At 43.5% G+C, this 24,774-nt stretch carries 19 protein-coding genes; 10 read left to right on the forward strand and 9 right to left on the reverse strand.

What is annotated here, in order from left to right:
* Positions 1–15 precede the first annotated feature (15 nt).
* Complete coding sequence (locus R7035_RS11780) at positions 16–1,476, forward strand: sensor domain-containing diguanylate cyclase (RefSeq protein ID WP_005387278.1); 1,461 nt, start codon at positions 16–18, stop codon at positions 1,474–1,476.
* Positions 1,477–1,526: 50 nt separating this feature from the next.
* On the opposite strand, the gene dusC is transcribed toward R7035_RS11780, so the two are convergent.
* Positions 1,527–2,486, reverse strand: a complete 960-nt coding sequence (gene dusC, locus R7035_RS11785) for a tRNA dihydrouridine(16) synthase DusC (RefSeq protein ID WP_256901245.1) — start codon at positions 2,484–2,486, stop codon at positions 1,527–1,529.
* A gap of 170 nt (positions 2,487–2,656) precedes the next feature.
* Here dusC and R7035_RS11790 point away from each other — a divergent pair, with 170 nt between their 5' ends.
* Positions 2,657–3,274 (forward strand): YecA family protein, encoded by a 618-nt coding sequence (locus R7035_RS11790; protein ID WP_005380818.1) that lies wholly within the window; start codon positions 2,657–2,659, stop codon positions 3,272–3,274.
* 79 nt (positions 3,275–3,353) lie between these two features.
* On the opposite strand, the gene dsbB is transcribed toward R7035_RS11790, so the two are convergent.
* Both dsbB and nhaB read right to left on the reverse strand, forming a co-directional pair.
* Complete coding sequence (gene dsbB / locus R7035_RS11795; protein ID WP_047103441.1) at positions 3,354–3,890, reverse strand: disulfide bond formation protein DsbB; 537 nt, start codon at positions 3,888–3,890, stop codon at positions 3,354–3,356.
* Between the two features lie 83 nt (positions 3,891–3,973).
* On the reverse strand, positions 3,974–5,560 hold the full coding sequence (gene nhaB / locus R7035_RS11800; RefSeq protein WP_005380822.1) for a Na(+)/H(+) antiporter NhaB: 1,587 nt from the start codon (positions 5,558–5,560) through the stop codon (positions 3,974–3,976).
* 639 nt (positions 5,561–6,199) lie between these two features.
* On the opposite strand from nhaB, the gene fadR reads away from it, so the two are divergent.
* The gene (gene fadR, locus R7035_RS11805; protein WP_005380824.1) at positions 6,200–7,039 is read left to right on the forward strand and encodes a fatty acid metabolism transcriptional regulator FadR; all 840 of its coding nucleotides are present in this window, start codon (positions 6,200–6,202) and stop codon (positions 7,037–7,039) included.
* A gap of 110 nt (positions 7,040–7,149) precedes the next feature.
* Here fadR and R7035_RS11810 read toward each other — a convergent pair whose 3' ends face one another.
* Positions 7,150–7,959 carry a hypothetical protein gene (locus R7035_RS11810; RefSeq protein WP_154205152.1) on the reverse strand — a complete coding sequence of 270 codons (810 nt, stop codon included), beginning with the start codon at positions 7,957–7,959 and terminating at the stop codon, positions 7,150–7,152.
* A gap of 310 nt (positions 7,960–8,269) precedes the next feature.
* On the opposite strand from R7035_RS11810, the gene R7035_RS11815 reads away from it, so the two are divergent.
* On the forward strand, positions 8,270–9,343 hold the full coding sequence (locus R7035_RS11815; protein WP_256901244.1) for a hypothetical protein: 1,074 nt from the start codon (positions 8,270–8,272) through the stop codon (positions 9,341–9,343).
* 10 nt (positions 9,344–9,353) lie between these two features.
* Entirely contained in the window at positions 9,354–9,698 is a 345-nt protein-coding gene (locus R7035_RS11820) for a hypothetical protein (RefSeq protein WP_104980051.1), read from the forward strand.
* Positions 9,699–9,776: 78 nt separating this feature from the next.
* On the opposite strand, the gene metG is transcribed toward R7035_RS11820, so the two are convergent.
* Complete coding sequence (gene metG, locus R7035_RS11825; protein WP_132936841.1) at positions 9,777–11,852, reverse strand: methionine--tRNA ligase; 2,076 nt, start codon at positions 11,850–11,852, stop codon at positions 9,777–9,779.
* A 162-nt stretch (positions 11,853–12,014) separates the two neighbouring features.
* Here metG and apbC point away from each other — a divergent pair, with 162 nt between their 5' ends.
* The 3 genes from apbC (at position 12,015) to R7035_RS11840 (ending at position 16,190) form a co-directional block, all read left to right on the forward strand.
* The gene (gene apbC, locus R7035_RS11830; RefSeq protein WP_262651808.1) at positions 12,015–13,091 is read left to right on the forward strand and encodes an iron-sulfur cluster carrier protein ApbC; all 1,077 of its coding nucleotides are present in this window, start codon (positions 12,015–12,017) and stop codon (positions 13,089–13,091) included.
* A gap of 180 nt (positions 13,092–13,271) precedes the next feature.
* Complete coding sequence (gene udk / locus R7035_RS11835; RefSeq protein WP_005380833.1) at positions 13,272–13,913, forward strand: uridine kinase; 642 nt, start codon at positions 13,272–13,274, stop codon at positions 13,911–13,913.
* A gap of 189 nt (positions 13,914–14,102) precedes the next feature.
* Positions 14,103–16,190, forward strand: coding sequence for an AsmA family protein (locus R7035_RS11840; protein WP_213967578.1), 2,088 nt, complete (start codon positions 14,103–14,105; stop codon positions 16,188–16,190).
* Positions 16,191–16,252: 62 nt separating this feature from the next.
* On the opposite strand, the gene cobO is transcribed toward R7035_RS11840, so the two are convergent.
* Positions 16,253–16,858, reverse strand: a complete 606-nt coding sequence (cobO, locus tag R7035_RS11845; RefSeq protein WP_005380837.1) for a cob(I)yrinic acid a,c-diamide adenosyltransferase — start codon at positions 16,856–16,858, stop codon at positions 16,253–16,255.
* A 117-nt stretch (positions 16,859–16,975) separates the two neighbouring features.
* Here cobO and R7035_RS11850 point away from each other — a divergent pair, with 117 nt between their 5' ends.
* The gene (locus R7035_RS11850; protein ID WP_025767219.1) at positions 16,976–17,425 is read left to right on the forward strand and encodes a low molecular weight protein-tyrosine-phosphatase; all 450 of its coding nucleotides are present in this window, start codon (positions 16,976–16,978) and stop codon (positions 17,423–17,425) included.
* Between the two features lie 60 nt (positions 17,426–17,485).
* Here R7035_RS11850 and R7035_RS11855 read toward each other — a convergent pair whose 3' ends face one another.
* Together R7035_RS11855 and rne are read right to left on the reverse strand one after the other, a co-directional pair.
* The gene (locus tag R7035_RS11855; protein ID WP_005380840.1) at positions 17,486–19,045 is read right to left on the reverse strand and encodes a SulP family inorganic anion transporter; all 1,560 of its coding nucleotides are present in this window, start codon (positions 19,043–19,045) and stop codon (positions 17,486–17,488) included.
* A gap of 332 nt (positions 19,046–19,377) precedes the next feature.
* The gene (gene rne / locus R7035_RS11860; RefSeq protein ID WP_318146143.1) at positions 19,378–22,452 is read right to left on the reverse strand and encodes a ribonuclease E; all 3,075 of its coding nucleotides are present in this window, start codon (positions 22,450–22,452) and stop codon (positions 19,378–19,380) included.
* Between the two features lie 639 nt (positions 22,453–23,091).
* Here rne and rluC point away from each other — a divergent pair.
* A complete protein-coding gene (rluC, locus tag R7035_RS11865; RefSeq protein ID WP_021033985.1) occupies positions 23,092–24,036 on the forward strand; it encodes a 23S rRNA pseudouridine(955/2504/2580) synthase RluC in 945 nt (314 codons plus the stop codon).
* Between the two features lie 58 nt (positions 24,037–24,094).
* Here the strand turns inward: rluC and R7035_RS11870 are convergent, their stop codons facing one another.
* Positions 24,095–24,676 carry a Maf family protein gene (locus R7035_RS11870; RefSeq protein ID WP_170893526.1) on the reverse strand — a complete coding sequence of 194 codons (582 nt, stop codon included), beginning with the start codon at positions 24,674–24,676 and terminating at the stop codon, positions 24,095–24,097.
* Positions 24,677–24,774 lie beyond the last annotated feature (98 nt).

Here is a 24,774-nt window from a genome sequence, read left to right on the forward strand (position 1 = left end):
TATGCATGGTACTCAATGGTAAACCAAAGGCGATTTAGCCTCTCATTTGTCATCTTTTTTCCTCTGGCGTTATTTGTAGTGGTTTTACTCGTGACAACGAAAAATTACTATGATGCGGTTAACCGCTATATCGATTCTGAGTATTCGCGTATCGAGCGTGCAATGTCTCGCGGTATTAAAGTACTCACGGCTTTAGATTACAGCTTCACCAACTATACCAATTACGCTAACCCACTGTTTGAAGAACATAATTCTTTAGTCAAAGAAGGGCTTTGTTATCTTTGGCCTATAGATGTGTTATTACTCGAAAGTGTTTATAGTGAAGGGTTACCTGCGGTTGACCTTGATTATATGATCGTAGGGGATGAAAGCTTATGTCAGCAAGGTTCAACGATTAACCAGTTAGCTGAACAAAAGGCGGGTTTTGCGCCGTCATTGTCATTTCTGCACGATATTGAATCGCACATTGTTGGAATCCATTACATTGACAAGCGCGGTTACGTTATCTCCTCACCCGATACCTACGCAAAAAATTTCACTAGAGAGCTTTTGTCAACGCTAAAAGCCCGACCTTTTTGGCAAAAAACCGCGCAAGATAAAGTGAACATTACCTTGGCTGGACCAGGGCCAGTGTTGGACTCGATGGAAGGTCAAGTCATTAGTATGACGGTACCCGTCTATGAGAAAGGAGAACACCAAGGTGTTTTGTCTATTGATTTTGACATCAATACGCTCATGGCTTCGTCGCTAGGTCTTGTTGGTCAGTTTCATTTGGTTTCCAATTTACAATCCATTCCTTCAAACAGTACACGAATCAAACCAGTCGAATTAGAGCGATTGAGTGCGAATCACAGCATGTACTACGAGTACAACCTTTGGGATGAAGCTAAGAACCTAGCGGTTTTTGAAAAATACAGCCTTATTGTCGCACTATTTATTTACGTGCTGAGTACCGTCGTCTTGTTCTATGTGAATATGCATAGCGAGCGACGTTACTTTAAAGAACTGGCAGCAAGAGACCCAATGACCAGTTTATTGAATCGTCGAGGTATGCAAACCGTGTGGCGTAATAAGATGACAAAAAAACAGGTTGCTTTGGCAGTGTTCGATATTGATAACTTCAAGAAGATCAACGACACCTATGGTCATGATGTCGGTGATTCTGCAATTCAGCTTGTTGCAAAATGTATACGTGAAAATATTCGCCATACCGATGTTGCCTCAAGGTTTGGTGGCGAAGAGTTCGTTTTAGCTATTTATGACGAAGATTCAGAAGGCATTAAACTCATTTTAGACAGAGTAAAAAAAGCCATAGATGAGCGCTCGATACGCGTAACGAAAGAAGGCTTTACGATCTCTGGCGGTGTGGTGTTTAGTAAAGAGAGCCGAGTAGAAAACTTTGATGAATTGTTTAAAGCGGCGGATGAAAAGTTATATCAAGCCAAAAGTACCGGCAAAAATAAGATCTGTTACTAGGATTTAGGTACAAAAAAGGACGAGATATTCGTCCTTTTTGTGTTCGGGAATTATGCAACCTGAGAGTTTAAGTCATCGCGGTAGCGTTGAATATGCTCAACAATTGGTGCGGCTTTGTTGAACGTTCTGATTTCTCTAAATAGGTCTTTTGCTTCAGGATAAGCTTGACGTAAGTAAGAGAACCATTGTTTTACGCGGTTTGGGTAATACAAGCCTTTATCGCCTTTCATCTCAAACTTGGAGTAATAGATGAGCAACTCAACCACCTCGGGCCATGACATTGGCTGGTGGTTATGTTTTACCATATTGCCTAAGTTAGGGATATTGAAAGCGCCTCGGCACACCATCAAAGAGCTAACGCCAGTCGTTTCAATGCAACGTTGACCGTCTTCATAATTCCAAATTTCGCCATTCGCAATCAGTGGGATATCAAAACGTTCACGAATTTGGTTGATGTAATCCCATTTTATCTCAGAAGCTTTATAACCACCTTGTTTAGTACGTGCGTGTACGGTCAGTTCATTTGCGCCAGCAGACTGAATGGCATCGACAATTTCAAAGCAATCTTCAGGGTTCTCCCAGCCAAGACGAATTTTTGCAGTTACGGGAATGGCTTCTGGAACGGCTTCTCGACAAGCTTTAACCACACGGTGAATGAGCTCAGGATGCTGAAGTAGAGCAGCACCACCTTTACTTTTGTTGACCATTTTGGCTGGGCAACCAAAGTTTATATCAATACCTCTGGCGCCAAGGTTTGCCGCTTTAATTGAGTTCTCAGCCATCCAGTTCGGTTCTTGTCCCAACAATTGCACATGTACTGGCACACCAGATGCAGTCTGAGAACCTTGCAACAGCTCTGGGCATAAACGGTGAAACACATGATCGGGTAATAGCTGGTCGATTACGCGAACAAACTCCGTAACACACAGGTCATAGTCGTTTATCTCGGTCAGGATTTGGCGCATCAAATGATCTAAAACGCCTTCCATTGGGCCTAGTACAACTCGCATAGCTTGCCTAATACAGTTTGGTGGTAAAAAGGAGGGCGATTGTAGCGATGTAAGTTAAGTTTGTCATTAAAAGAGTCGAAGCGCCCAATGCAGTCAAACACACAACGTTAGGTTACGTGCTTTTGAGCTCTGAGGTATAATGCCGCCAAATTTATGGGAAACCAGATGTCATGCAATACACATTGATTGAAAAAGGTGAAGTTCACGTCGATGAATCTTGCCTATTTATCGAAGGCGCAGTGTTAGCTGCGAATCTGACGACAAAACCACTCGCTCCTGAAAAGTGGTTAGAGCCGCTATTAGGTGAGGGATTCAAAGCGATTCAACCAGCTGTGGAAGAGCAAATTCACAAGCAGCATAACCGAATTCAACGAAACGAATATTCCGTGCTAGAGCTAACAGGCAAAGAACCTGAACAACTTGCTGATTTTGCCGAAGGCTTTATGTCTGTTTGGCCAATGATTGAAGAACAGTGGCAAGACGTTGAGCTCAATGATGGATTACAGCGTATGCTGCAAGCATTACTGACCACTTTGATGCTGGCGATCGATGAGCCAGCAACGCAGCAACAGATGCGTGACGCAGGTATTGAAACGCCACCGGCCCTGACAGATTTAGTCGACCAGCTTGATTTAATGGTCGGTGAAGTCGCGCTGGGCGCGGATGAGTTGATGGTAGGCAATAAAGCTCAAAGCCTAAACCCATTCAAAGGTATCGGGCGCAATGATCCCTGTCCTTGTGAGAGCGGAAAAAAATTCAAGCAGTGCTGTGGTCAATCACGCGGCTAAGTCGAATCGCCGCGCTATCCACTTAACAAAAAGCCGACCAGATGGTCGGCTTTTTGTTAATTTTTACGCGTCAGTAGGATTAACGAATTGGATTAACGCGTTTTGCAGGGAAGAATTGTGCAATTACAATTAATGCCAAAGCGATTAAATTGCCTGCAAAAATTACGACTAACCATTGTGGCATTGATAAATCAAGGAACTGCCATACAACCTTAGAGCAATCACCATATGCTTCAAACATCCAAGGAACCCACTGATTGAGCTGAGCCCAGCTAGGGAATGTGACGAATAAATCGCAAGTCGCGAATGGTGATGGATTAAACTGGTAGTCAACGTGCTGCATCGCAAGTAACAAACCCTTGTAAGCACTTAATCCCCAGCCTATCAAACCTAGCCAGCGGAAAATTGGGTTCTTGGGTGCCAATATACCAACCATTGCAGCGACGCCCACTCCCATCATCGCGACTCTTTCATAAATACACATGACACATGGTGCAAGCATCATGACGTGCTGAAAATAGAGGGCACATGCTTCAAAGAAAACGACGAATAGCAGAAGCAGTAGCCACGATAAACGTCCCTTTGAAAACTGGTTAAGTGAATTTAAAATAGTCACGTTTTTGTTCCTGTCTGAAATAGAAAAAGCTCTGAATACTCAGAGCTTTTTATCGTGGATAAGTTTCCTAATCAACTCAAATTTTAGTGACCACCGGATACTACGGGAGTCAGATCACCACTATGAGGTAAAATCCAACCAGCTTCGTAGAAAGAAGCTGTTGCAGGCTCTAGGAAGAACATGATTCCCATCAGACCGACAATCGCAAGAACGACGGTGTAAGGCAGCGCCATGATAACCATTCGACCGTAAGACAGACGAATTAATGGAGCGAGAGCCGATGTGAGTAAGAATAGGAATGCCGCTTGACCGTTTGGCGTTGCAACAGAAGGCAGGTTAGTACCAGTATTGATTGCCACCGCCAGTAAGTCGAACTGATCACGAGTAATGAGACCCTCAATGAGTGCAGTTTTTACTTCATTGATGTAAACCGTACCAACGAACACGTTATCCGACACCATAGATAATAAGCCATTCGCCACATAGAACAGAGCTAGCTGAGTACCTTTATCTTCAACGGCAAGCACCGCATCGATGACTGGTTTAAACAGCTCTTGATCAATGATTACAGCAACGATCGAGAAAAATACAGCAAGCAGTGCAGTGAAGGGCAGGGCCTCTTCAAACGCTTTCCCCATGGAGTGCTCTTCAATGACACCAGTAAATGCGGTCGCTAAAATGATCACAGAAAGGCCAATTAAGCCGACAGCCGCTAAGTGCAAAGCGAGTGCAACGATCAACCAAACCGCAATAAGACCTTGAACCCAGAGTTTTGCGACATCTTGATTTGTTCGCGTTTTACGCTCTTCACGGTCAAAATCGACGAGGATCTGACGAACGTTATTAGGAAGCTTCGCGCCGTAGCCAAACACTTTAAGCTTTTCAACTAAAGCACAAGTGATGAGACCACAGAAAAATACAGGTAGTGTCACTGGAGACATACGGATTAGGAATTCACCAAATAACCAACCCGCTTGGTCTGCAATAATTAAGTTTTGAGGTTCACCAACCATCGTGGTTACGCCACCTAAGGCAGTACCTACACCAGCATGCATCAACAAAGAGCGCAAAAAGGCACGATAGTTTTCTAGGTCATCACGCGTTAGTTCAGTGATCGTGTCATCTTGTGTATGGTCATGGTCACCGATAGGGTTACCAGACGCTACTTTGTGATAGATAGAGTAAAAGCCGATCGCCACGCTGATAACAACGGCGATAACCGTCAAGGCATCCAAAAATGCAGATAAAAATGCCGCAGCAAAGCAGAACGCGAGTGATAGAAGGGTTTTAGAGCGAATGCCAAGTAAAATTTTGGTAAAAATGAACAGCAACAGCTGCTTCATGAAGTAGATGCCCGCAACCATAAATACCAGAAGTAGCAGTACTTCGATATTTGCTACTAATTCGTGCTTAACTTGCGCAGGGCTAGTCATGCCGATAGCAATGGCTTCAATAGCAAGTAAACCGCCAGGTTGTAATGGGTAGCATTTTAATGCCATTGCTAGCGTGAAAATAAATTCAGCGACCAACAACCATCCAGCTACAAATGGGTTTATTAGGAAGAATACAATCGGGTTAATTATTAAGAAGGCTATAATGGCAACTTTGTACCAATCAGGCGCTTTACCAAGGAAGTTCTTGATAAAAGCGTTTCCGAGCGATATCGGCATGATAATTCTCTTTATAACAAAATTATGAATAGACACTACAATAGTGCTTAAGTATCTGTTTGTTAGACTTATTAACTAGTCTTTAAAAACAATAACTTAGTAAAACAACAATCCTTTGTTTATTGTAGTCTTGCCAAGTTACTTCCCCTGAACTCAAGCACCGCTCACTTTCGACCGCAAACTCTACACTCAGGCATTTATTAGTCAATAACAAAACGTGATGCTACCGACTAAAATGACTTTTTAAATGTAATAACGCGATCAAAACGGCGTTACTATACCATGAAAGTATTAAAAAAATCCTCTTGGATTTTAAATGACGGTCAGTGACGAGAAAAGGCAAATTAAGAAAGAATATTAACTGTGATATACAAAGTAATTTTTCATATTTTGAATATAAAAATGTGACACGGTTGTCTTTATTTCTCCGAGATTTGTGAGCTGTTTAATTAAATGAAAATTCATATTTTACTGCTTTCGCTCGCATGTTAGAGCCTCTTAAATTGACACAACATATAGAGTATTAACTCTATGTTATGGAGTCGTTTTCACTATTGATCGTAAATTTTCTCAAACCGCTAAGTAGTGGTATGATGAGTAGTATCGACCCTCAGAAATCAATATTGGATAAAAAGTAGAATGGTCATAAAGGCGAAAAGCCCTGCGGGATTCGCAGAAAAATATATTATCGAGAGCATTTGGAACGGCCGTTTTCCTCCAGGCTCAATTTTACCTGCTGAGCGCGAGCTGTCCGAACTGATTGGTGTTACTCGAACGACTTTAAGAGAGGTTCTTCAACGACTAGCCCGTGATGGATGGCTGACTATCCAGCACGGCAAACCTACGAAAGTTAACCAATTTATGGAGACCTCTGGTCTGCATATTTTGGATACTTTAATGACGCTAGACGTTGATAATGCGACAAACATTGTAGAAGATCTGCTTGCGGCACGTACTAACATCAGTCCTATCTTTATGCGCTATGCATTTAAAGCGAACAAAGAGAGCTCTGAGCGTACAATTAAGAACGTAATCGAATCTTGTGAAGCTTTAATGAATGCGGCTTCCTGGGACGAATTCATCGCTTCCTCGCCGTATGCCGAAAAAGTTCTGCAGAATGTGAAAGAAGATAACGAGAAAGATGAAGCGAAGCGTCAAGAAATCTTGATTGCTAAAACGTTCAACTTTTACGATTATATGCTTTTCCAGCGCCTAGCATTCCATTCAGGAAATCAAATTTACGGTTTGATCTTTAATGGTTTGAAGAAGCTCTACGATCGTGTCGGTAGCTACTACTTCTCAAATCCAGCTTCTCGTGAGCTAGCTCTGAAGTTTTACCATCAATTGCTCGAAACTTGTGAAAGTGGCCAGCGTGAGCAACTACCAGTAGTGATTCGTCATTATGGTATGGAAAGTGCGTTGATCTGGAACGAAATGAAAAAGCAATTACCAACGAACTTCACGGAAGACGACAGCTAAGCGCTGACAAGTTGAATAAACGAAAACCGCAGTGCCTTAGGCCTGCGGTTTTTTTGTTTTTATTTATAAGTCGGCGACGGACCTAGCACCAATAATAAGGCATGGAACGTTTATCCTGCTAGCGAGAGTCTGGGTAACGGTAGATATAATGACTCTACGACATCTGAAAGGACATGGTCGTAAGTATTGAAGATGGTCAATGACAAGTCCGATGTGACGCCATAAAGCTCTGCTTCTGTTAAGTCGACATGACTCCCTGTCACGTATTCATTTAGCGTCTGTATTGAGCGCGTGGAAGCAGGAGAGGTAATGCTAAGTGGAGCGATAACCGCTAGTTGGTTTAGCTTACGCATCATGACCGATGCATAGTTTTTGAAACGCTCATTTCCGCCTTGTTCTCCTAAATCTTGAATGCTGATTCGTAACTGAGTCAGGGTCTCCAAGCTATCCATAATGTTTTGCCAGTTCATGTGATACTCATTATGCAAGTCATCTCTTTGCTCAACCGCTAGCCATGCGATGGTTACTTCATCCATCAAGAACAAGCAATGACGAATCAACTTACCATGCTCCATCTGGTTTCTTGCAACACTATGGTCATCCCATTGTTCAAGTAGTTTCCCTACTTTAATCTGTAATACGCGATACATGGGTTTGTTTTCAAACCGTGAGGTTTCGACTAAAAGATGAAGCTTGTTAGTCAGAGCATCATTAAGAGCGTCCAATTTTTGTTGATCGTTTTGTTGGAATTGAAGCGAGTAGTGAGTAGCAGCTCGGTGGTGTCTCAGAAGGTGAACAACATCTCGTAATAATGTTAACAGCTGATATTTGCGCGCATGTTGCTGCTCTCGTTTAGAAGATAAGTGATATATTCCGGCTAAAATAGCGATGGACAATAGTGTGGAAATCAAAACAAACATAACCAACTCCTTGTTAGTGTTTGGACCTAACAAGGAAGATTGCAGTTTTGATGCCAAACAAAAACTCAATTTAAACAATTGGTTATATTGAATGTTCTTTTTGAATGGTCGTTGTTGGTGCATGGATTCACCAAATTTGTGAATATGTTTGATTATTCGGTGTCGATGCTTGGTGTACGCGTTATTCTTTGTGAGTTACATATTGATTACTTTTTAGTCTGATTCAAGTCACAATGTTTAGAAATTAAAATATTCGAACACTTCATATGATATAAGTTGTCTATTTTGTTGATTGTTCGAGGTAATTAATTTGTCTAATAAATTCGACCTATGCTTCAGTACTCACTCAAAGATAACGCTCCCTATCGATACAAATGATGAGGATAGGTACCTTCAGTTTCGTAAGGACAACCCACATATATTTGGTAGTTTTATTCCCGCAGGTACTCCTTTCATACTGAACGAAGGCTCTGTGATCAACATAGCTAAGTTGCGTAGCGAGAGACCTGATATAGCTTGTGCTCTTGATACTGTAAAAAATTGGTCACAAGAAACCAAAAGAAATGTAGCCAATCTAACAAGTGAGTTTGGCGATGAAAACTTACAAGCGGTAGCCCTCCTCTATGAAAAAGAGATTAAGCCTTTTTTAGATGCTACTAATCATACGATGGGGGGGAAAATCGATGAGTATACTGCAGTAGGTGCTGCCGCTACTGCTGTTAATGAAAAGCAAGTCAGATTGAGTAATTTCGGGAAAGCTTTGCTCAAATATCAAAATGCCTTACTAGATGTACGTACAGCCTCACGAAATGGTGCGCAGAAAAAGGAGCTTGTGAAGCTTGGATATAGAGTTAAAGAAGCTCACAATTCTTTGAATGCAAAATTTACAAAAGAGCTTACCCATTATGCAGGACGAGTTAAAAGTAGCCGTGGAAACATTTGGAGCAACCCGAATAGAGCTGCCAATATCGCGAGAAGTGGCAGGGATATAACTAAGTTACATTTAACATCTATAGCTAACATCCGCTCAATTCGATTTCTTGAACAAAGCTCTAGTATTGTGGGTAAAAAGATCATCATGATTGATGCTGGTGTTCGCTTTAACAATGTTCGAAATGCCAAGAATAACGGAGAAGATTGGCAAAAAAGAGCAGCAATGGAAGTTGCAGGGTTTGGTGCGAGCAACGCTGCTGGCGTTTGGACCACATCCAAAGTGATTGCATCTGGAATGGGAATCGCTTTGGCTGCTGGCCCATTTGGAGTCGTAGTATTAATTGGTGTAGGCTTAGGTGTCGGCTATGCAGCAGCTAAGATGGCTGATAGTGCAGGGCAAAATTTAGCCAAAGGTGCCTATGAAGTTAGTTCTAACATTCATTGGAATTAAAGGGATCAACGTGTCTTATTTTGATATGACAAATATGATTATCGGATGTACTTGGTTAGTTAGTACTTTGCTTTTCATTCGTGTTTCGGTAAAGCGGATCGAGAAAAAGATGTCGAAGGATGGTCATGGCCCTGTCGGTTGGGATAGAGATACCTGGGGGGTTAGATTCCCAATGTATACTACAGTTTTAATGCGAGGCAAGCCTGCGAAAGTATCACTTGTAGATGATCAGTTAATACTAAAATACGCAACGACATTTGATCGAGTTCTCGCTTTTGTAGTCACGATCAGCTTTGTACTTTTCCTTGCATGTGGCGCGATTATTACTTGGGGTCCAGAAGAATTCTCTTTGTAGTACAATCAAGCTTAATCGATAAGCTTAACTGCGAGAAAAGGCTTAACTGATTTAGTTAAGCCTTTTCAATAAAGATACTTACATTACGCGCATGCCAGGTTGAGCGCCTTCGTGTGGCTCAAGGATCCACAGGTCGCTACCACCAGGGCCTGCCGCTAGGATCATACCTTCAGACATACCAAATTTCATCTTACGAGGTTTTAGGTTTGCTACCATTACCGTTAGCTTGCCTTCTAGCTCTTCAGGTTTGTAAGCTGACTTGATGCCAGAGAATACCTGACGAGTTTCACCACCGATGTCCAATTGGAACTTAAGCAGTTTGTTGGCTTTTGGTACTTCTTCACAAGAGATGATACGAGCGATACGCATATCTACTGCAGCAAAAGCATCGAACTCAATCTCTTCAGCGATTGGTTCTTTGTCTAGCTCGGTTTGGCTAGCCTTGTTCTTTTCCGCTTCAGCTTTCTCTTTCGCCGCCATTTCTGCCGCCGCATCTTCTTTAGATGCTTCGATCATCGCTTCAACATTCTTCGGATCGATACGGTTGAACAGTGCTTTGAACTTAGTGATCTCGTGGCCTGTTAGTGGAGCAGCGATGTTTTCCCAAGTCAGCTCTTGGTTTAGGAATGCTTCAGTACGTGCAGCTAGAGCAGGCATTACTGGTTTCAGGTAAGTCATCAGTACACGGAACAGGTTGATACCAACAGAACAGATGTCTTGTAGCTCCTGATCTTTGCCTTCTTCTTTTGCTACAACCCACGGTGCTTTTTCATCAACGTATTGGTTAGCTTTGTCTGCCAGTGCAGTGATTTCACGGATTGCACGACCAAACTCACGCGTTTCGTAAAGCTCAGCGATACGGTCAGCAGCAGAAACAAATTCGTTGTAAAGTTCAGGCTCTGCAAAGTTGTCAGACAGTTTGCCTTCAAAACGTTTCGCGATGAAACCTGCGTTACGAGATGCCAGGTTAACGATCTTGTTAACAACGTCAGCGTTTACGCGCTGAGTGAAGTCTTCAAGGTTAAGATCTAGATCGTCGATACGGCTGTTTAGTTTCGCAGCGTAGTAGTAACGTAGACACTCAGGGTCTAGGTGCTCTAGGTAAGTGCTTGCTTTTACAAACGTACCTTTAGACTTCGACATTTTTGCGCCGTTTACGGTTACGTAACCGTGTACGAATACGTTGTTAGGCTTGCGGAAGCCAGAACCTTCTAGCATTGCTGGCCAAAATAGGCTGTGGAAGTAAACGATGTCTTTACCGATGAAGTGGTACAGCTCTGCTGAGCTGTCTTTTTTCCAATACTCGTCGAAATCTAGGTCGTCGCGCTTGTCACATAGATTTTTGAAAGAGCCCATGTAGCCGATAGGCGCGTCTAGCCACACGTAGAAGAATTTGTTTTTCTCACCAGGGATCTCGAAGCCAAAGTATGGTGCGTCACGTGAGATATCCCATTGCTGCAAACCAGATTCGAACCATTCTTGCATTTTGTTCGCTGTTTCAGCTTGTAGCGAGCCAGAGCGAGTCCACTCTTTTAGCATGCTTTCAAACTGGGGCAGGTCGAAGAAGAAGTGCTCTGAATCTTTCATTACTGGCGTCGCACCAGAAACCGCAGATTTAGGATTGATCAGTTCTGTTGGGCTGTAAGTCTCACCACAGTTGTCACAGTTGTCACCGTACTGGTCTTCAGACTTACATTTTGGACAGGTACCTTTTACGAAACGGTCTGGTAAGAACATCTCTTTTTCTGGATCGAACAGCTGAGAGATAGTGCGGCTAGAGATAAAGCCATTTTTCTTCAACTCAAGATAGATGTGTGACGCTAGCTCACGGTTCTCATCTGAGTGCGTGCTGTGGTAGTTATCAAAGCTGATATCAAATCCAGCGAAGTCTTTTTGGTGCTCTTCGCTAACTGCGGCAATCATTTCTTCAGGAGTAATACCCATCTGTTGCGCTTTAAGCATGATTGGCGTGCCGTGAGCATCGTCAGCACAGATGAAGTTTACAGTGTTGCCGCGTAGGCGTTGGTAACGAACCCAAATGTCCGCTTGGATATGCTCAAGCATATGACCAAGGTGGATCGAACCGTTAGCGTACGGAAGGGCACAAGTTACCAGCATTTTCCTTGACGGAAAGTTTTTTGGATCGTTTGCCATACTTAATATTCGCTTTTCTTGATAGGTATAAATAAATTTTGATGGATAATACTACCCCATGAACTGACTAACTCCAAGGTGTCAAACTGCGGAATGCCTTAGTTTTTTTGGGGTTCTGGTTGAGCCTGGACGGTGGTAGCATGACATCTAAAAGGAGGGCTTATGCATCAGTTCACTTCAAAACAAGATTTTTGTCACTGGTTTAACCAATTCCAACATCCACAGTTGGTGGAAAACTGGGCAGATACTCATGGCGCAATTTCGATTACGACAAAGGGTTCTATTGATATAACGTTGCCATTCGCAAGTAATGAGCTTCAAACCGTACTGCATGACTGGATCAAACAGCAGCAAGCCTCGGGTAAAGTGGCTGAATTCCCATTTAATATTCGCCTTGGAGTTAAAGCTTTAGAAACTCAAGTGGCTAACTCGGTTAAGGGTGTTAAGAACATCATTGCTGTCAGTTCTGCGAAAGGTGGCGTTGGTAAATCTACTACCGCAGTTAACTTAGCGTTGGCGATTGCTCAATCTGGGGCGAAAGTGGGATTGTTGGATGCAGATATCTATGGTCCGTCTGTACCTATGATGTTGGGGCAAGAAAATGCTAAACCAGAAGTTCGTGATGGCAAGTGGATGGAACCCATTTTTGCTCACGGCATCTATACTCATTCTATCGGTTATTTGGTGGATAAATCAGAAGCGGCGATATGGCGCGGTCCAATGGCTTCAAAAGCATTGTCGCAGTTATTAACTGAAACAGATTGGCCAGATTTGGATTATTTGGTGATTGATATGCCGCCGGGTACGGGGGATATTCAATTGACTCTGTCACAACAAATTCCGGTAACAGGTAGCGTGCTAGTCACAACGCCGCAAGATTTAGCCCTTGCCGATGCAAGGAAGGGAGCGGCAATGTTTAACAAAGTCCATGTCCCGGTTATTGGTGTTGTGGAAAACATGAGTTATCACATTTGTAGTCAATGTGGCGCGAAAGAGCATATTTTTGGTATGGGCGGAGCTGAAAAAATGTCGCAAGAATTTGGCTTAGCATTGTTAGGACAAGTTCCGCTTCATATCTCTATGCGAGAAGATATTGACGCTGGCGTGCCAACGGTAGCAAGACGCCCAGAAAGTGAGCATGCAGGGTATTATAAGCAACTTGCCGATCGCGTATGTAGCACGATGTTTTGGCAAGGCAAAGCAAAACCAGATGCGATTAGCTTTACAATGGTGAACTAAGTTTACTATGCCTGTTGGTTGATAATTGCACATTTTAACGTTTGCTCGGAGGTTAATCCTCTGAGCAGGCAGAAACTTATGACTAAACCCTAATTCCAACTAGTAACTATGGGGTGAACTCCCTATAATCAGGCAGTTTATCTTTTTATGTGACTAGAAATCATCATCGGGTGCAAACTAATGTCTGATAATAATCAATGCGTCATCGTAGGTATTGCTGGCGCTTCTGCTTCTGGAAAAAGTCTGATCGCGAGCACTATTTATAATGAGCTTCGCGCGAAAGTAGGCGATCATCAAATCGGTGTCATCACGGAAGATTGCTACTACAACGACCAAAGCCACCTAAGCATGGAAGAGCGAGTAAAGACGAACTACGATCACCCGAGTGCGTTGGACCACGACCTACTGTGTGAGCACCTAGAAAAATTGGTACGTGGTGAAGCAGTAGAAGTGCCTGAGTACAGCTACACTGAGCACACAAGAACAATTAACACCACCACAATGACACCTAAAAAGGTGATCATTCTAGAAGGTATCCTTCTTCTTACAGACCCTCGTCTTCGTGATTTGATGCATGCGACAGTATTTATGGACACACCGTTAGATATTTGCTTGCTTCGCCGTGTTAAGCGTGATGTGGAAGAACGAGGCCGAACTATGGAGTCTGTTCTTAAGCAATACCAACAAACAGTACGTCCGATGTTCATGCAGTTTATCGAACCTTCTAAGCAATATGCGGACATTATTGTTCCTCGCGGTGGTAAAAACCGTATCGCAATTGATGTATTAAAAGCTCACATTGCAAGACTTTTGAAAGCTTAAGCCTATAGACGGCTATATCGCTTTATTTTTAGGAGAAGAAGTGGCACCTTAAGTGCCACTTCTTTTTTTTGTTTTTAAATTAGTCAGTTGCAGGTTAAAACCAGACACTTTTCACGCTTTTGTGGAACTGTCAGCGGCAAATGGAGTCTGCGCTTATAATTGTAAAAACACTCGAGCAAGGAAAAACAAATGAAGAAACTGCTCTTAATTCTAGCAATACCGATTGTGGTCATTTTGGTCGCAATTTTAGCGTTAACCATCTTCGTCAATCCGAATCAGTTTAAACCCCTTATTGTTGAGCAAGCGCAAAAGCAAACGGGATTAGAGTTGGTGATTGAAGGGGATATCAGTTGGCAATTTTTCCCATCAATTGGCTTTGAGTTGGGACATACAGAATTGCGAAACCCACAAGGCTTTAGTAAACCCAATTTATTCAAAGTTGATACCGTTGGTGTAGACATCTCTGTTATGCCACTTTTTAGTCAACAGCTTGAAATTGGAAACGTCACGCTTGATGGTGCTGAGTTCTACATTGAAACCAAGAAAGATGGCAGCAAGAATATTGATGCATTGACGAAAGCCCAAACACAACAAGCAGAACAAGAGAGCAATGCTGCGCCTACGCAAAATGGTGAAACGCAAACTTCTGGTTCTGATTGGAGTATTAATCTTGCTGGCGTTACGGTTTCTAACGGTTCATTAGAAATGCAGGATAAGCAAGCCGGTAGTTACACCAAACTTTATGATATTTCATTAAACCTTTCCGAATTCGCTTTTGACAACTGGACAACGGCTGATTTTGGCGTGAAGGGCGAAATGAACGACCAAAAGTTCACCGCGAAAGGTCAGGCAGACTTTAAGCTAGAAAAAGGTTTGGCAAACTACGCGCTAAAGAACATCAACTTTGATGCGACATACTCTGACCCTGCCAATAAAATTGAATCGGCAACGATCGGTTTAGACACGTTTGAATTCGATAAAGTAAATAACCTGACTTATGCCATTAAGGGTGTCGCTGGTGGTATGAAGTTAGATATGCAGGGTGCTGGTCAACTTAGCGTGGACAAGGCTATCAGCAAAGTACAGTTGGATAAGTTAACTCTTAAATCGACTTTTGAGGGTGATGCTTTACCTCAGTCCCCGATGAAAGTCGACATGGTGTCTGATCTGTCTTTCGACCTAACGAAAAACCATCTGAGTTTTGTTCTAGAGAAGTTAACAGCGAATGCTATCGCCCTAGATGGTAAGGCAGATGTGACACTCGGTGATATTCCTAAAGTACGCTTTGCTCTCCATAGCCCCAATATCGATCTTGATGAGTTCTTAGGGTTAGATAAGCAAGCTGCCGAAGGTAATAAGCCTGCTTCTGGTGGCGAGAGTGCTCCTGCCGGACCTGAGGTTGAGCCTGATTTGTCTGCGTTGAAAACGTTAGATGTAAAGGGTGACATTACCATCGACAAATTCAAAGCGGCAAATGCGAAGATGGAAGCGGTAAAAACGAGCTTCACTGTAAATCGTGGCGTGTTTGAGCTTACATCTTTTAGTTCGAAGTTGTACCGAGGCTCAATCTCAGCGACAGCGAAGTTAGATGCACGCCAATCACCAGCGACTTACAGTGTTAAAAAGTCAATCAAAGGCGTGAAAGTTCAACCGCTACTTATAGACGTTGCTGAAAACGACAAACTTGAAGGGACAGGTAACATTGATGTGAATGTTACAGGTAAGAGTCTCACGCCTACCGGTATCAAGAAGAATCTATCTGGTACGGTTGTTATCAATTTTGCTGACGGTGCGGTGAATGGCATCAACGTTGCTCAGTTGATTCGTGAAAACTATGCGAAATTTAAAGGGCAAAAAGTTGAAGGCACCAATGAAGCTAAGAAAACAGACTTCAGTGCGATGACGGCGACATTGAAACTCAACAAAGGTGTTGTATCAACGGATAATATGCAAGCTCAGTCTCCATTGTTACGTGTTCGTGGTAAAGGTACCGCAAACTACATCAATGAAACAGTCGACTTTACTATCAGCACGTCAGTTGTAGGTAGCCTAGAAGGCCAGGGCGGTAAAGATATAGATGAGCTGAAAGACATCACGATTCCAATCAATGTGTCTGGTAAGTGGGCAGAACCTAAATTCAAGCTCGTATTCGATGATGTTCTGAAGCAGAAAGCTCAGAAAGAAATCGATCGTGGCGTAGAGAAGCTAACGGACAAAATCAAAGACGAGAAAACCAAAGATGCGGTCGATGGTTTATTGAAGAATCTTTTCAACTAACCGTGCGTGAAAATCAAAAGGGTTGGCATTTTGCCAACCCTTTTTAAATTACTCTGCGAGTGTTACCAATCGACGCCTTTGAGGGCTTTTACGCCAGATTCAAATGCGTGCTTTACATTTTTCACTTCAGAAACGGTATCGGCCATTTCAATCAGGGTTCGATGTGCGCCACGCCCAGTAATAATAACCGACTGCATTTTAGGTCTGTTGCTCAGTGCTTCGACCACTTCGTCTAAGTCGATGTAGCCGTAGCTCACCATATAAGTTAGCTCGTCAAACAAGATGACATCGATAGAGTCGTCTTGCAGCATGCGCTTACATTCTTGCCATACGCCTTGCGCAGCTTCGGTATCAGCGGCTTTGTTTTGAGTTTCCCACGTAAAGCCGGTTGCCATTACTTGGAATTCAACGCCGAGTTTCTCAAGTAGGTTGCGCTCACCGTTGTCCCAAGTACCTTTAATAAACTGCGCGACAGCACAATTCAAACCATGACCCACTGCGCGTGCGATCGTACCGAATCCTGATGTCGATTTACCTTTACCATTTCCGGTAATGATCAGTAGCAGACCTTTTTCCTCTTGAGCAGCAGCGATTTTTGCGTCTACCTGTTCTTTGACTTTTTGTTGGCGAGCTTTATGGCGTGCTTCTTTATTTTCTTCGATAGACATAATACTTCCTCAATTCCTTTTCGTGCTGTGTCCAAGCTAATTTGGGTTCATTGATTTATCTCGCTATGATAGACCAACATATCGTGAAGAAAAACCACCGATAATTCAGGGAATAAAATGAAGAAAATACTTGTTGTTTGTATGGGAAACATTTGTCGGTCACCAACTGGAGAGGCAGTGTTAAGAGCGAAAGCTCAAAAGCTAGGCGTTGAAGTAGAGGTTGATTCGGCAGGTACAATTGGCTACCACGCAGGAAACCGACCGGATTCAAGAGCGATGGCAGCAGGAAAGCAGCGAGGTTATTCTTTTAAAGGAATGCAAGCGCGCCAAGTCACCATTGATGACTTTGAAAAGTTTGACCTTATATTAGCCGCAGATAAAGCAAATTTGGCCGATTTATTGGATATTTGTCCGTTGAAGTATCGACACAAAGTATCGTTATTTTTAAGTCATTCTGAGTCAGGTTACGACGAAGTCCCGGACCCATATTATGGTGGGGAAGATGGCTTTGAACTGGTGCTTGATTTAATCGAAGAGGCATCAGACGCAATTTTGAAGAAGCTATAATCGCCGTGCTTGAAGACAATAGAAAAAGGGATGAGCTCAGCTCATCCCTTTTTATTCGTGTTAACCCGCTAGTATGTCGGTTGCGACTTTGTAGCTTGGGTCTTCCTTCACGTTAATTTCAACCAAGCTGCCAGCTTTGTCCAAAAGTTTACGACAATCTGGGCTTAGGTGACGAAGGTGCAGCGTTTTACCTTGAGCATTGTAACGCTCAGCCAGTGTTTCAATGGCTTCAATTGCAGAGTGATCTGTCACGCGAGAGTCTGCAAAATCGACAATCACATCTTTTGGATCTTCAGGCGCGTTAAACAACTCCAGGAAGTTAGCCGCAGAGCCAAAGAAAATAGGGCCGTGAATCTTGTACTCTTTTGAACCTTCCTCGTTTAAGCACGTGTCGGCATAGATGTGCTTAGCGTGTTGCCATGCAAACATTAATGCAGAAACGATAACACCAACCGCTACGGCAACAGCAAGGTCAGTAAGAACAGTAACAACGGTCACAAGAACAATAACGAAGAAGTCTTGCTTCGGTACGCGGCGTGCTAGCTTAAATGTTGCCCATTCGAATGTACCAATGACAACCATGAACATCACACCAACCAGAGCAGCGAGTGGGATCATTTCAATTAGCGAAGAAGCGAATAAGATAAACATCAATAGAGCGATAGCCGCAACGATACCAGATAGACGGCCGCGACCACCTGAGTTTACGTTGATCATCGACTGACCAATCATCGCACAACCACCCATTGCGCCAAACACAGAACACGTCATGTTTGCCATACCTTGACCGATACATTCGCGGTTAGATTGACCACGAGTATTCGTCATCTCATCTAAAACTGTCAGTGTTAGTAGAGATTCAATTAGACCAATGGCCGCGAGAATGATCGCGTATGGAAGAATGATTTGTAGTGTCTCTAGTGTAAATGGTACCGCAGGAATAGAGAAGGTTGGTAGTGAACCTGCGAGTGTTGCAGCTTCATCACCAGACATTGTACGCAGGAAGTCAACAACAGTGCGAGTTTCCAGATCCAAGCCAACCACTAAAGCCGTCACCGTTACGATCGCAACAAGTGAAGAGGGTACAGCTGTTGTGATTTTTGGTAGAAAGTGAATGATTGCCATAGTCAGCGCAACCAAACCAAGCATTAGCAGCATCTGGTCTTGTGGTAGCCAAGTAAGCATGCCGTTGATGTCTGGCGCTTTAAACTGACCCAACTGAGCTAGGAAGATAACAATAGCCAGACCGTTCACAAAACCGATCATCACAGGGTGAGGTACGATACGGATGAACTTACCCAATTTAAACATACCAGCGGCAATTTGAAGAATACCAGCGAGCATGATGGCTGCGAATAGGTACTGGACACCGTGAGTCGCGACAAGCGAAACCATTACGACTGCCATGGCACCTGTTGCACCAGAAATCATGCCAGGACGACCACCGAAAATGGAAGTAATAAGACCAACGATGAATGCAGCGTAAAGACCGACCATCGGATCTACGCCTGCGACGAACGCAAATGCGACAGCTTCAGGAACCAATGCTAGCGCAACGGTTAAGCCTGATAGCACATCATTTTTTACGGAGTGCTTAGAAAATTGGGGAAATTCGAACATGTTTGTTTTTAAGTTCTCTTTGCAATGAGTTAAACCCGACACATATTCGTATTTGCACAAGCCACTGGAAGGTTGATTTTTAATCAAACATTGCAGTGTAAACCGTAGTATTAAAAGAGCAGCATCAGAATGGTGTCGAAAACTTGAGTCGGCGCATGCTACCGAAAAGTGTGATTAAGTTCAAGAATGATACGAATAATGGCGTACAAATGTGATCACGAATTGGTATTTATATGAACAATTTATTGGGCAAATATGAAGATAAAAAAGGCTACCAGATGGTAGCCTTTAATTTATTTATGCCGTTAAGCAGTTGAACGTAATGATTTAGCCTAGTTAAAGTTAGGCTTTGTCATCTCTGCCGATGCACGGTTTTTAGCCACTTGGCTACCTGCACCTTTAGCTTGGTAACGTTCGGTTTTGAACGGCGCTGCTGCAACCGTGATTTCGCGTAGCTCTTGAGGGCCAGGTGCTTTCGTCATCGGTGCGCTAGCGTTTAGCTTAGCAGCAACTTTAATGGCTTCGACTTTAGGCTCTGGTTTATCTACTGGCGCTTCGGCTACAATCTCTTTTGCTGCTTCAACGATAGGCTCTTCAGTAGGTGTCGTTTCTACAATGGCATCAACCGGTTCAGCATGTTCAGTTACAGGAGTTTCAACGATAGGCTCTACCGATGCTGTTTCTACTACTGCCGATTCAGCTTTTTCTGCGATTACTGTTTCAACAACAGGTGCTTCTACTACTGGAGCTTCCACTTTCGCTTCAACGGTTTCTTGAACCTTGTGTTCAACAACTGGCGCATCTGTTACGACAGGTTGCTCGCGACGAATAATCACTTTACCCATTGCCATTTCTGGACACGCAAAGCCACCTTGGATTGTAGGTACTGCTGCTACAGCTTCTTCCTTAACTCGCTCTTCCTTCTTAGGTGCTGGTTTCGGAATGTAACGTGGCATTACTTTACCCATAGCCATTTCAGGAGAAGCGACACCTCCCTTACGTAGGCGGAACGGGTTAGGGCGGCGATCACGGCCACGGCGACGACGCTGGCCGCTTGCACGCAGGTGACGTGGCGAACGACGATTACGACGTTGCTTAGACTCTGCTTGCTTGTTGTCTTGCTGTGCCTCTACCGCTGCTTCTGTTGGCTTTTCAACTTTAGCTTCAACCGTTTCTTGACTCTTAACCGCTGTTTCTTCGGCTTTCTTCTCAATAGCTTCTTGGTCCTTAACGCGTACAGACTTGTTCAATTTGCGACGTTGGCGGCGCTCTTTCACTTTTTCTGCTTTCGCATTTTGCTGCTTCGGTTTGCTCTCTTCTGGTTTTGTTTCAGTACGAGCTTCCGCTGCTAGCTGCAGACCTTTTTCCGCTACTTTTGCGTTTGCTTTCTGCTCTTGGGCTTTATCTGCCTGTTGAGCTTTAGGTTTACGCTTTTGGTTACGGTTTTGCGGTTTATTTGTTTGTTGTTGAGCTTCGTTTTGCTCATTAGCCTGCTCATCACGAGGCTTACGACGACGTCGGTTATCGCGATTGTCGCGGTTATCACGATTATCACGCTGGTTGTTATTGCGACGACGATCGTTGCGATCACGTTTGTTACGTCGATTATCGCGATTTGGTTTTTTCTCTTCCTGAGGTTTCTGTTCTTCTTTTGTTTCTTCAGAACCACCGAATAGGAAGCTACCAAGTGCTTTAAACAGACGGCTGAACAATCCAGGTTTCTCTTCTTGTTCAACGTTTTGTTCTTTCTTCTTCGCCTCAGGAGCTGGTTTAGCTGCTGGTGCAGGTGCGGTTTGAGACGGAGCAGCAAAGCCTTTAAGAACTGGCTCTTCAATTCGTTTTGGTTTTACGTCAACTTCCGCTGGCTCTTTACCTTCTGCTTCTTTCATTGCTTCCAGTTTCTTAGGAAGTAAGTAAGAAATCAGATCGAACTCTTCGCCTTCACGAACACGGATAACTTCAAAGTGCGGTGTTTCCATATCAGAGTTAGGAACAACCGTAATTTTCACTTCTTGAATGCGTTCGATATGGTTTACTGAACGACGTTTTTCGTTCAATAAGTAAGAGGCGATTGGCACAGGTACGACTGCAAGTACTTGTGCTGTGTTGTCTTTTAGCGCTTCCTCTTCAATTAAACGAAGTACAGAAAGTGCTAGAGATTCATTGTCGCGAACGACACCAGTTCCGCTACAGCGAGGACAGATGTGATGGCTTGCTTCTGCAAGAGAAGGGCTCAAGCGCTGGCGTGACATCTCCAACAAACCAAAGCGAGAAATACGACCGATTTGTACACGAGCGCGATCAAGACGAACGGCTTCACGTAGACGGTTTTCTACTTCTCGTTGGTGACGAACTGGGGTCATATCGATAAAGTCGATAACCACTAAGCCACCCAAGTCACGTAGACGTAATTGGCGAGCAATTTCGTCGGCTGCTTCTAGGTTCGTGTTTAGAGCTGTTTCTTCAATATCGCCGCCCTTGGTTGCACGAGCAGAGTTGATATCGATAGACGTTAGTGCTTCAGTCGGGTCAATAACAATAGAACCACCAGATGGCAGACGCACTTCACGTTGGAAAGCCGATTCAATTTGGCTTTCGATTTGGTAGTGGCTGAATAGTGGAACTTCGCCTTCATATTTCTTAACGCGGTTAAGGAAATCAGGGCGCACCAATTGAATGTGCTCTTTTGCACGTTCGTAGATGGTGTTGCTATCAATTAAGATTTCGCCAATATCACGACGCAAATAGTCACGGATTGCACGAACGATAACGTTACTTTCTTGGTGGATTAAGAATGGAGCAGGGTTAGAGTCCGCTGCACCTTTGATTGCACCCCAGTGGTTAAGTAGTACATTCAAATCCCACTCAAGCTCTTCAGCACTCTTGCCAACGCCAGCAGTACGTACGATTAGGCCCATGCCCTGAGGCAGTTCCAAAGTACTTAATGCGGCTTTTAGTTGAGTACGCTCGTCACCTTCGATTCGACGAGAAATACCGCCAGCACGAGGGTTGTTAGGCATCAGAACAAGGTAACTACCAGCAAGAGAAATGAAAGTAGTAAGAGCTGCGCCCTTGCTTCCACGTTCTTCTTTTTCCACTTGAACGATAACTTCTTGGCCTTCCGTTAGCACTTCTTTGATGCTTGGACGACCTTGGTAGGTGTAACCTTCAGGGAAATATTCGCGGGCAATTTCTTTGAGAGGGAGGAAACCGTGACGCTCGGCGCCGTAATCAACAAATGCGGCTTCTAAGCTTGGTTCGATACGTGTGATACGTCCTTTGTAGATATTCGCTTTTTTAGATTCATGACCTGGACTCTCGATATCAAGATCGAAAAGTCGCTGGCCATCAACCAGAGCGACACGCAACTCTTCTTTTTGAGTTGCGTTAATTAACATTCTTTTCATTGAAAATTCTCGTTGTCTTTTCTTTTATATCTTTCTTGTCGACTTGCCACTGTTTTTTCGCTCTTTCACGGTGCCTGATCCCATGGCTTGTATTTTGCAGCCTCCCGGCTGGAAGGGGATGCTCTCGGGCACTTCAGTCATCACAAGCCTCTTGTGGTTTCTGTTGGAAACGTAGACTTGTGACCCGCTATTTGGGCGGTAGGTACTCAACGTGAATATGCGAGGAGTAGGGTGGCAAGAGTGTTGAATTCGATGTGTCTCACGCCAATGCTGCACTCGACCTTCAACGATCTACTCACATTGCTTGAGGATAAATGATTGGTAATGAATAAAATGTAACCAAACCTTCCTTAGCAGCTGTGAACTATAGCAGTGCGCGTGGCTATCAGCAATCTGCTTTCACGCAAACGATAGAAAATTTGCCGCTAAACTCAAAATTTCTATTTTATAACTGGCTGTTTCATAAGCAATTGAGATGTGCAAACTGTTCAAGACAGAAAACAAATTGAGAACTTGATTGAGAGTTTTAATAATTTAAACAAAAGCTTGGCGAAATTTAGACCAGTATGTGCCACCGAGTGTTTCTTTTACGACAAGAATAATGTGAAGTCGCACGAAATTGAGTTTACAATACCGCCCATGAACGAAATAAGAACAAAAGTCCAGTTCGTCGACATCGACGAAGATATGGCGGGTCAGCGCATTGATAATTTTTTGCGCAACCAATTAAAAGACATTCCTAAAAGCATGATTTACCGAATTGTGCGTAAGGGCGAAGTGCGCGTAAATAAAAAGCGTATAAAAGCAGAGTACAAGTTAAAAGCAGGCGATCTCGTTCGTATTCCACCGGTGACCGTCGAGAAAAAAGATGACGATGTCGCACCAAGTACGAAACTTAACAAAGTCGCTGAGTTGGAAAATATGATTATCTTCGAAGATGACCATATGTTGATTCTAAACAAACCATCTGGCACCGCTGTGCATGGTGGCAGTGGTTTAAAGTTTGGTGCGATTGAAGCGCTTAGGGCTCTGCGTCCTCAAGCTCGCTTTCTTGAACTTGTGCATCGTATTGACCGTGATACTTCAGGGATTTTGCTGGTTGCTAAAAAGCGTTCTGCACTTCGTCACTTGCAAGCCCAGTTTCGTGAAAAGACAGTAAAGAAGTTTTACTTAGCTCTTGTCATGGGGCAATGGAAAAGCAGTTGTAAGGTTGTGAACGCGCCACTGCTCAAAAACGAAGTGAACAGTATTGTTCGTGTTAACCCTAATGGTAAGCCGTCAGAAACGCGTTTTAAGATTTTGGAAAAGTTCGAACAAGCTACATTGATTCAGGCGAGTCCGATTACTGGTCGAACTCACCAAATACGAGTTCATACGCAATACACTGGTCACCCAATCGCTTGGGATGATCGCTACGGTGATCGTCGCTTTGATGCTTACACAGGTCAAGTTGGTTTAGATCGTTTGTTCCTACACGCGGCAAACATTAAGTTCCAACACCCATCAAATGATGAGTGGATGGAAATCAACGCACCGATGGAACCGAAACTAGAAAAAGTGTTGGCGGGTTTAAGAAACGCGTAACCATGTTTTCCTCGCGGATGCAAAAGGGAGCCACAGGCTCCCTTTTATCGTATTTGGGTTAAAGGACATCGAGTCCTTGAACATGCAACATATCAATCAAATCAATCAATGGTAGTCCGACAAGTGTGTTCGGGTCTTTACCAACTAATTTCGTAAACAAACAAATTCCCATGCCTTCGGCTTTAAAGCTGCCTGCGCAGTAAAAAGGTTCTTCCCTGTCGACGTAGCGTTCGATTTGTTCAAGCGTTAAATCTCTAAAGTGCACCTCGAAAGAATCAAAGCCGACTTCTGTATGGTTTGTGACGGTGTTATGTACTGCAAGACCAGTATAGAAAGTGATGACTTTTCCACTTTGAGCCAAAAGTTGATTTATCGCGTTATCTCTATTTAAAGGCTTGCCAACGATTTCACCATTAATGACACAAACTTGGTCACTGCCGATAACTAAACTTGCTGTATCCGTCTGGCAAGATATTGCTTTCTCTTGGGCCAGTCTCTGCACAAGTTCAGTTGGCGTTTCTTGGTCAAAAGGTGTTTCATCGCAATCAGGTGATAAACAAACGAATGGTAGTGAGAGCTTTTCAAGCAGTTGTTTACGAAAAGGGGAAGTTGAGGCTAAAACCAGTTGGTAATTTTTCATTTTGAATTACAATTCGTGGGAGCATTTCCAATAGGATAATCGATCAAAAATGATTCTGGCTAATGCTCTGTATGTTAAGCGTAAAAAAGTACAACTTT

Origin of the sequence: Vibrio sp. 1731 (assembly GCF_033339955.1) — a bacterium.
GTDB lineage: Bacteria > Pseudomonadota > Gammaproteobacteria > Enterobacterales > Vibrionaceae > Vibrio > Vibrio alginolyticus.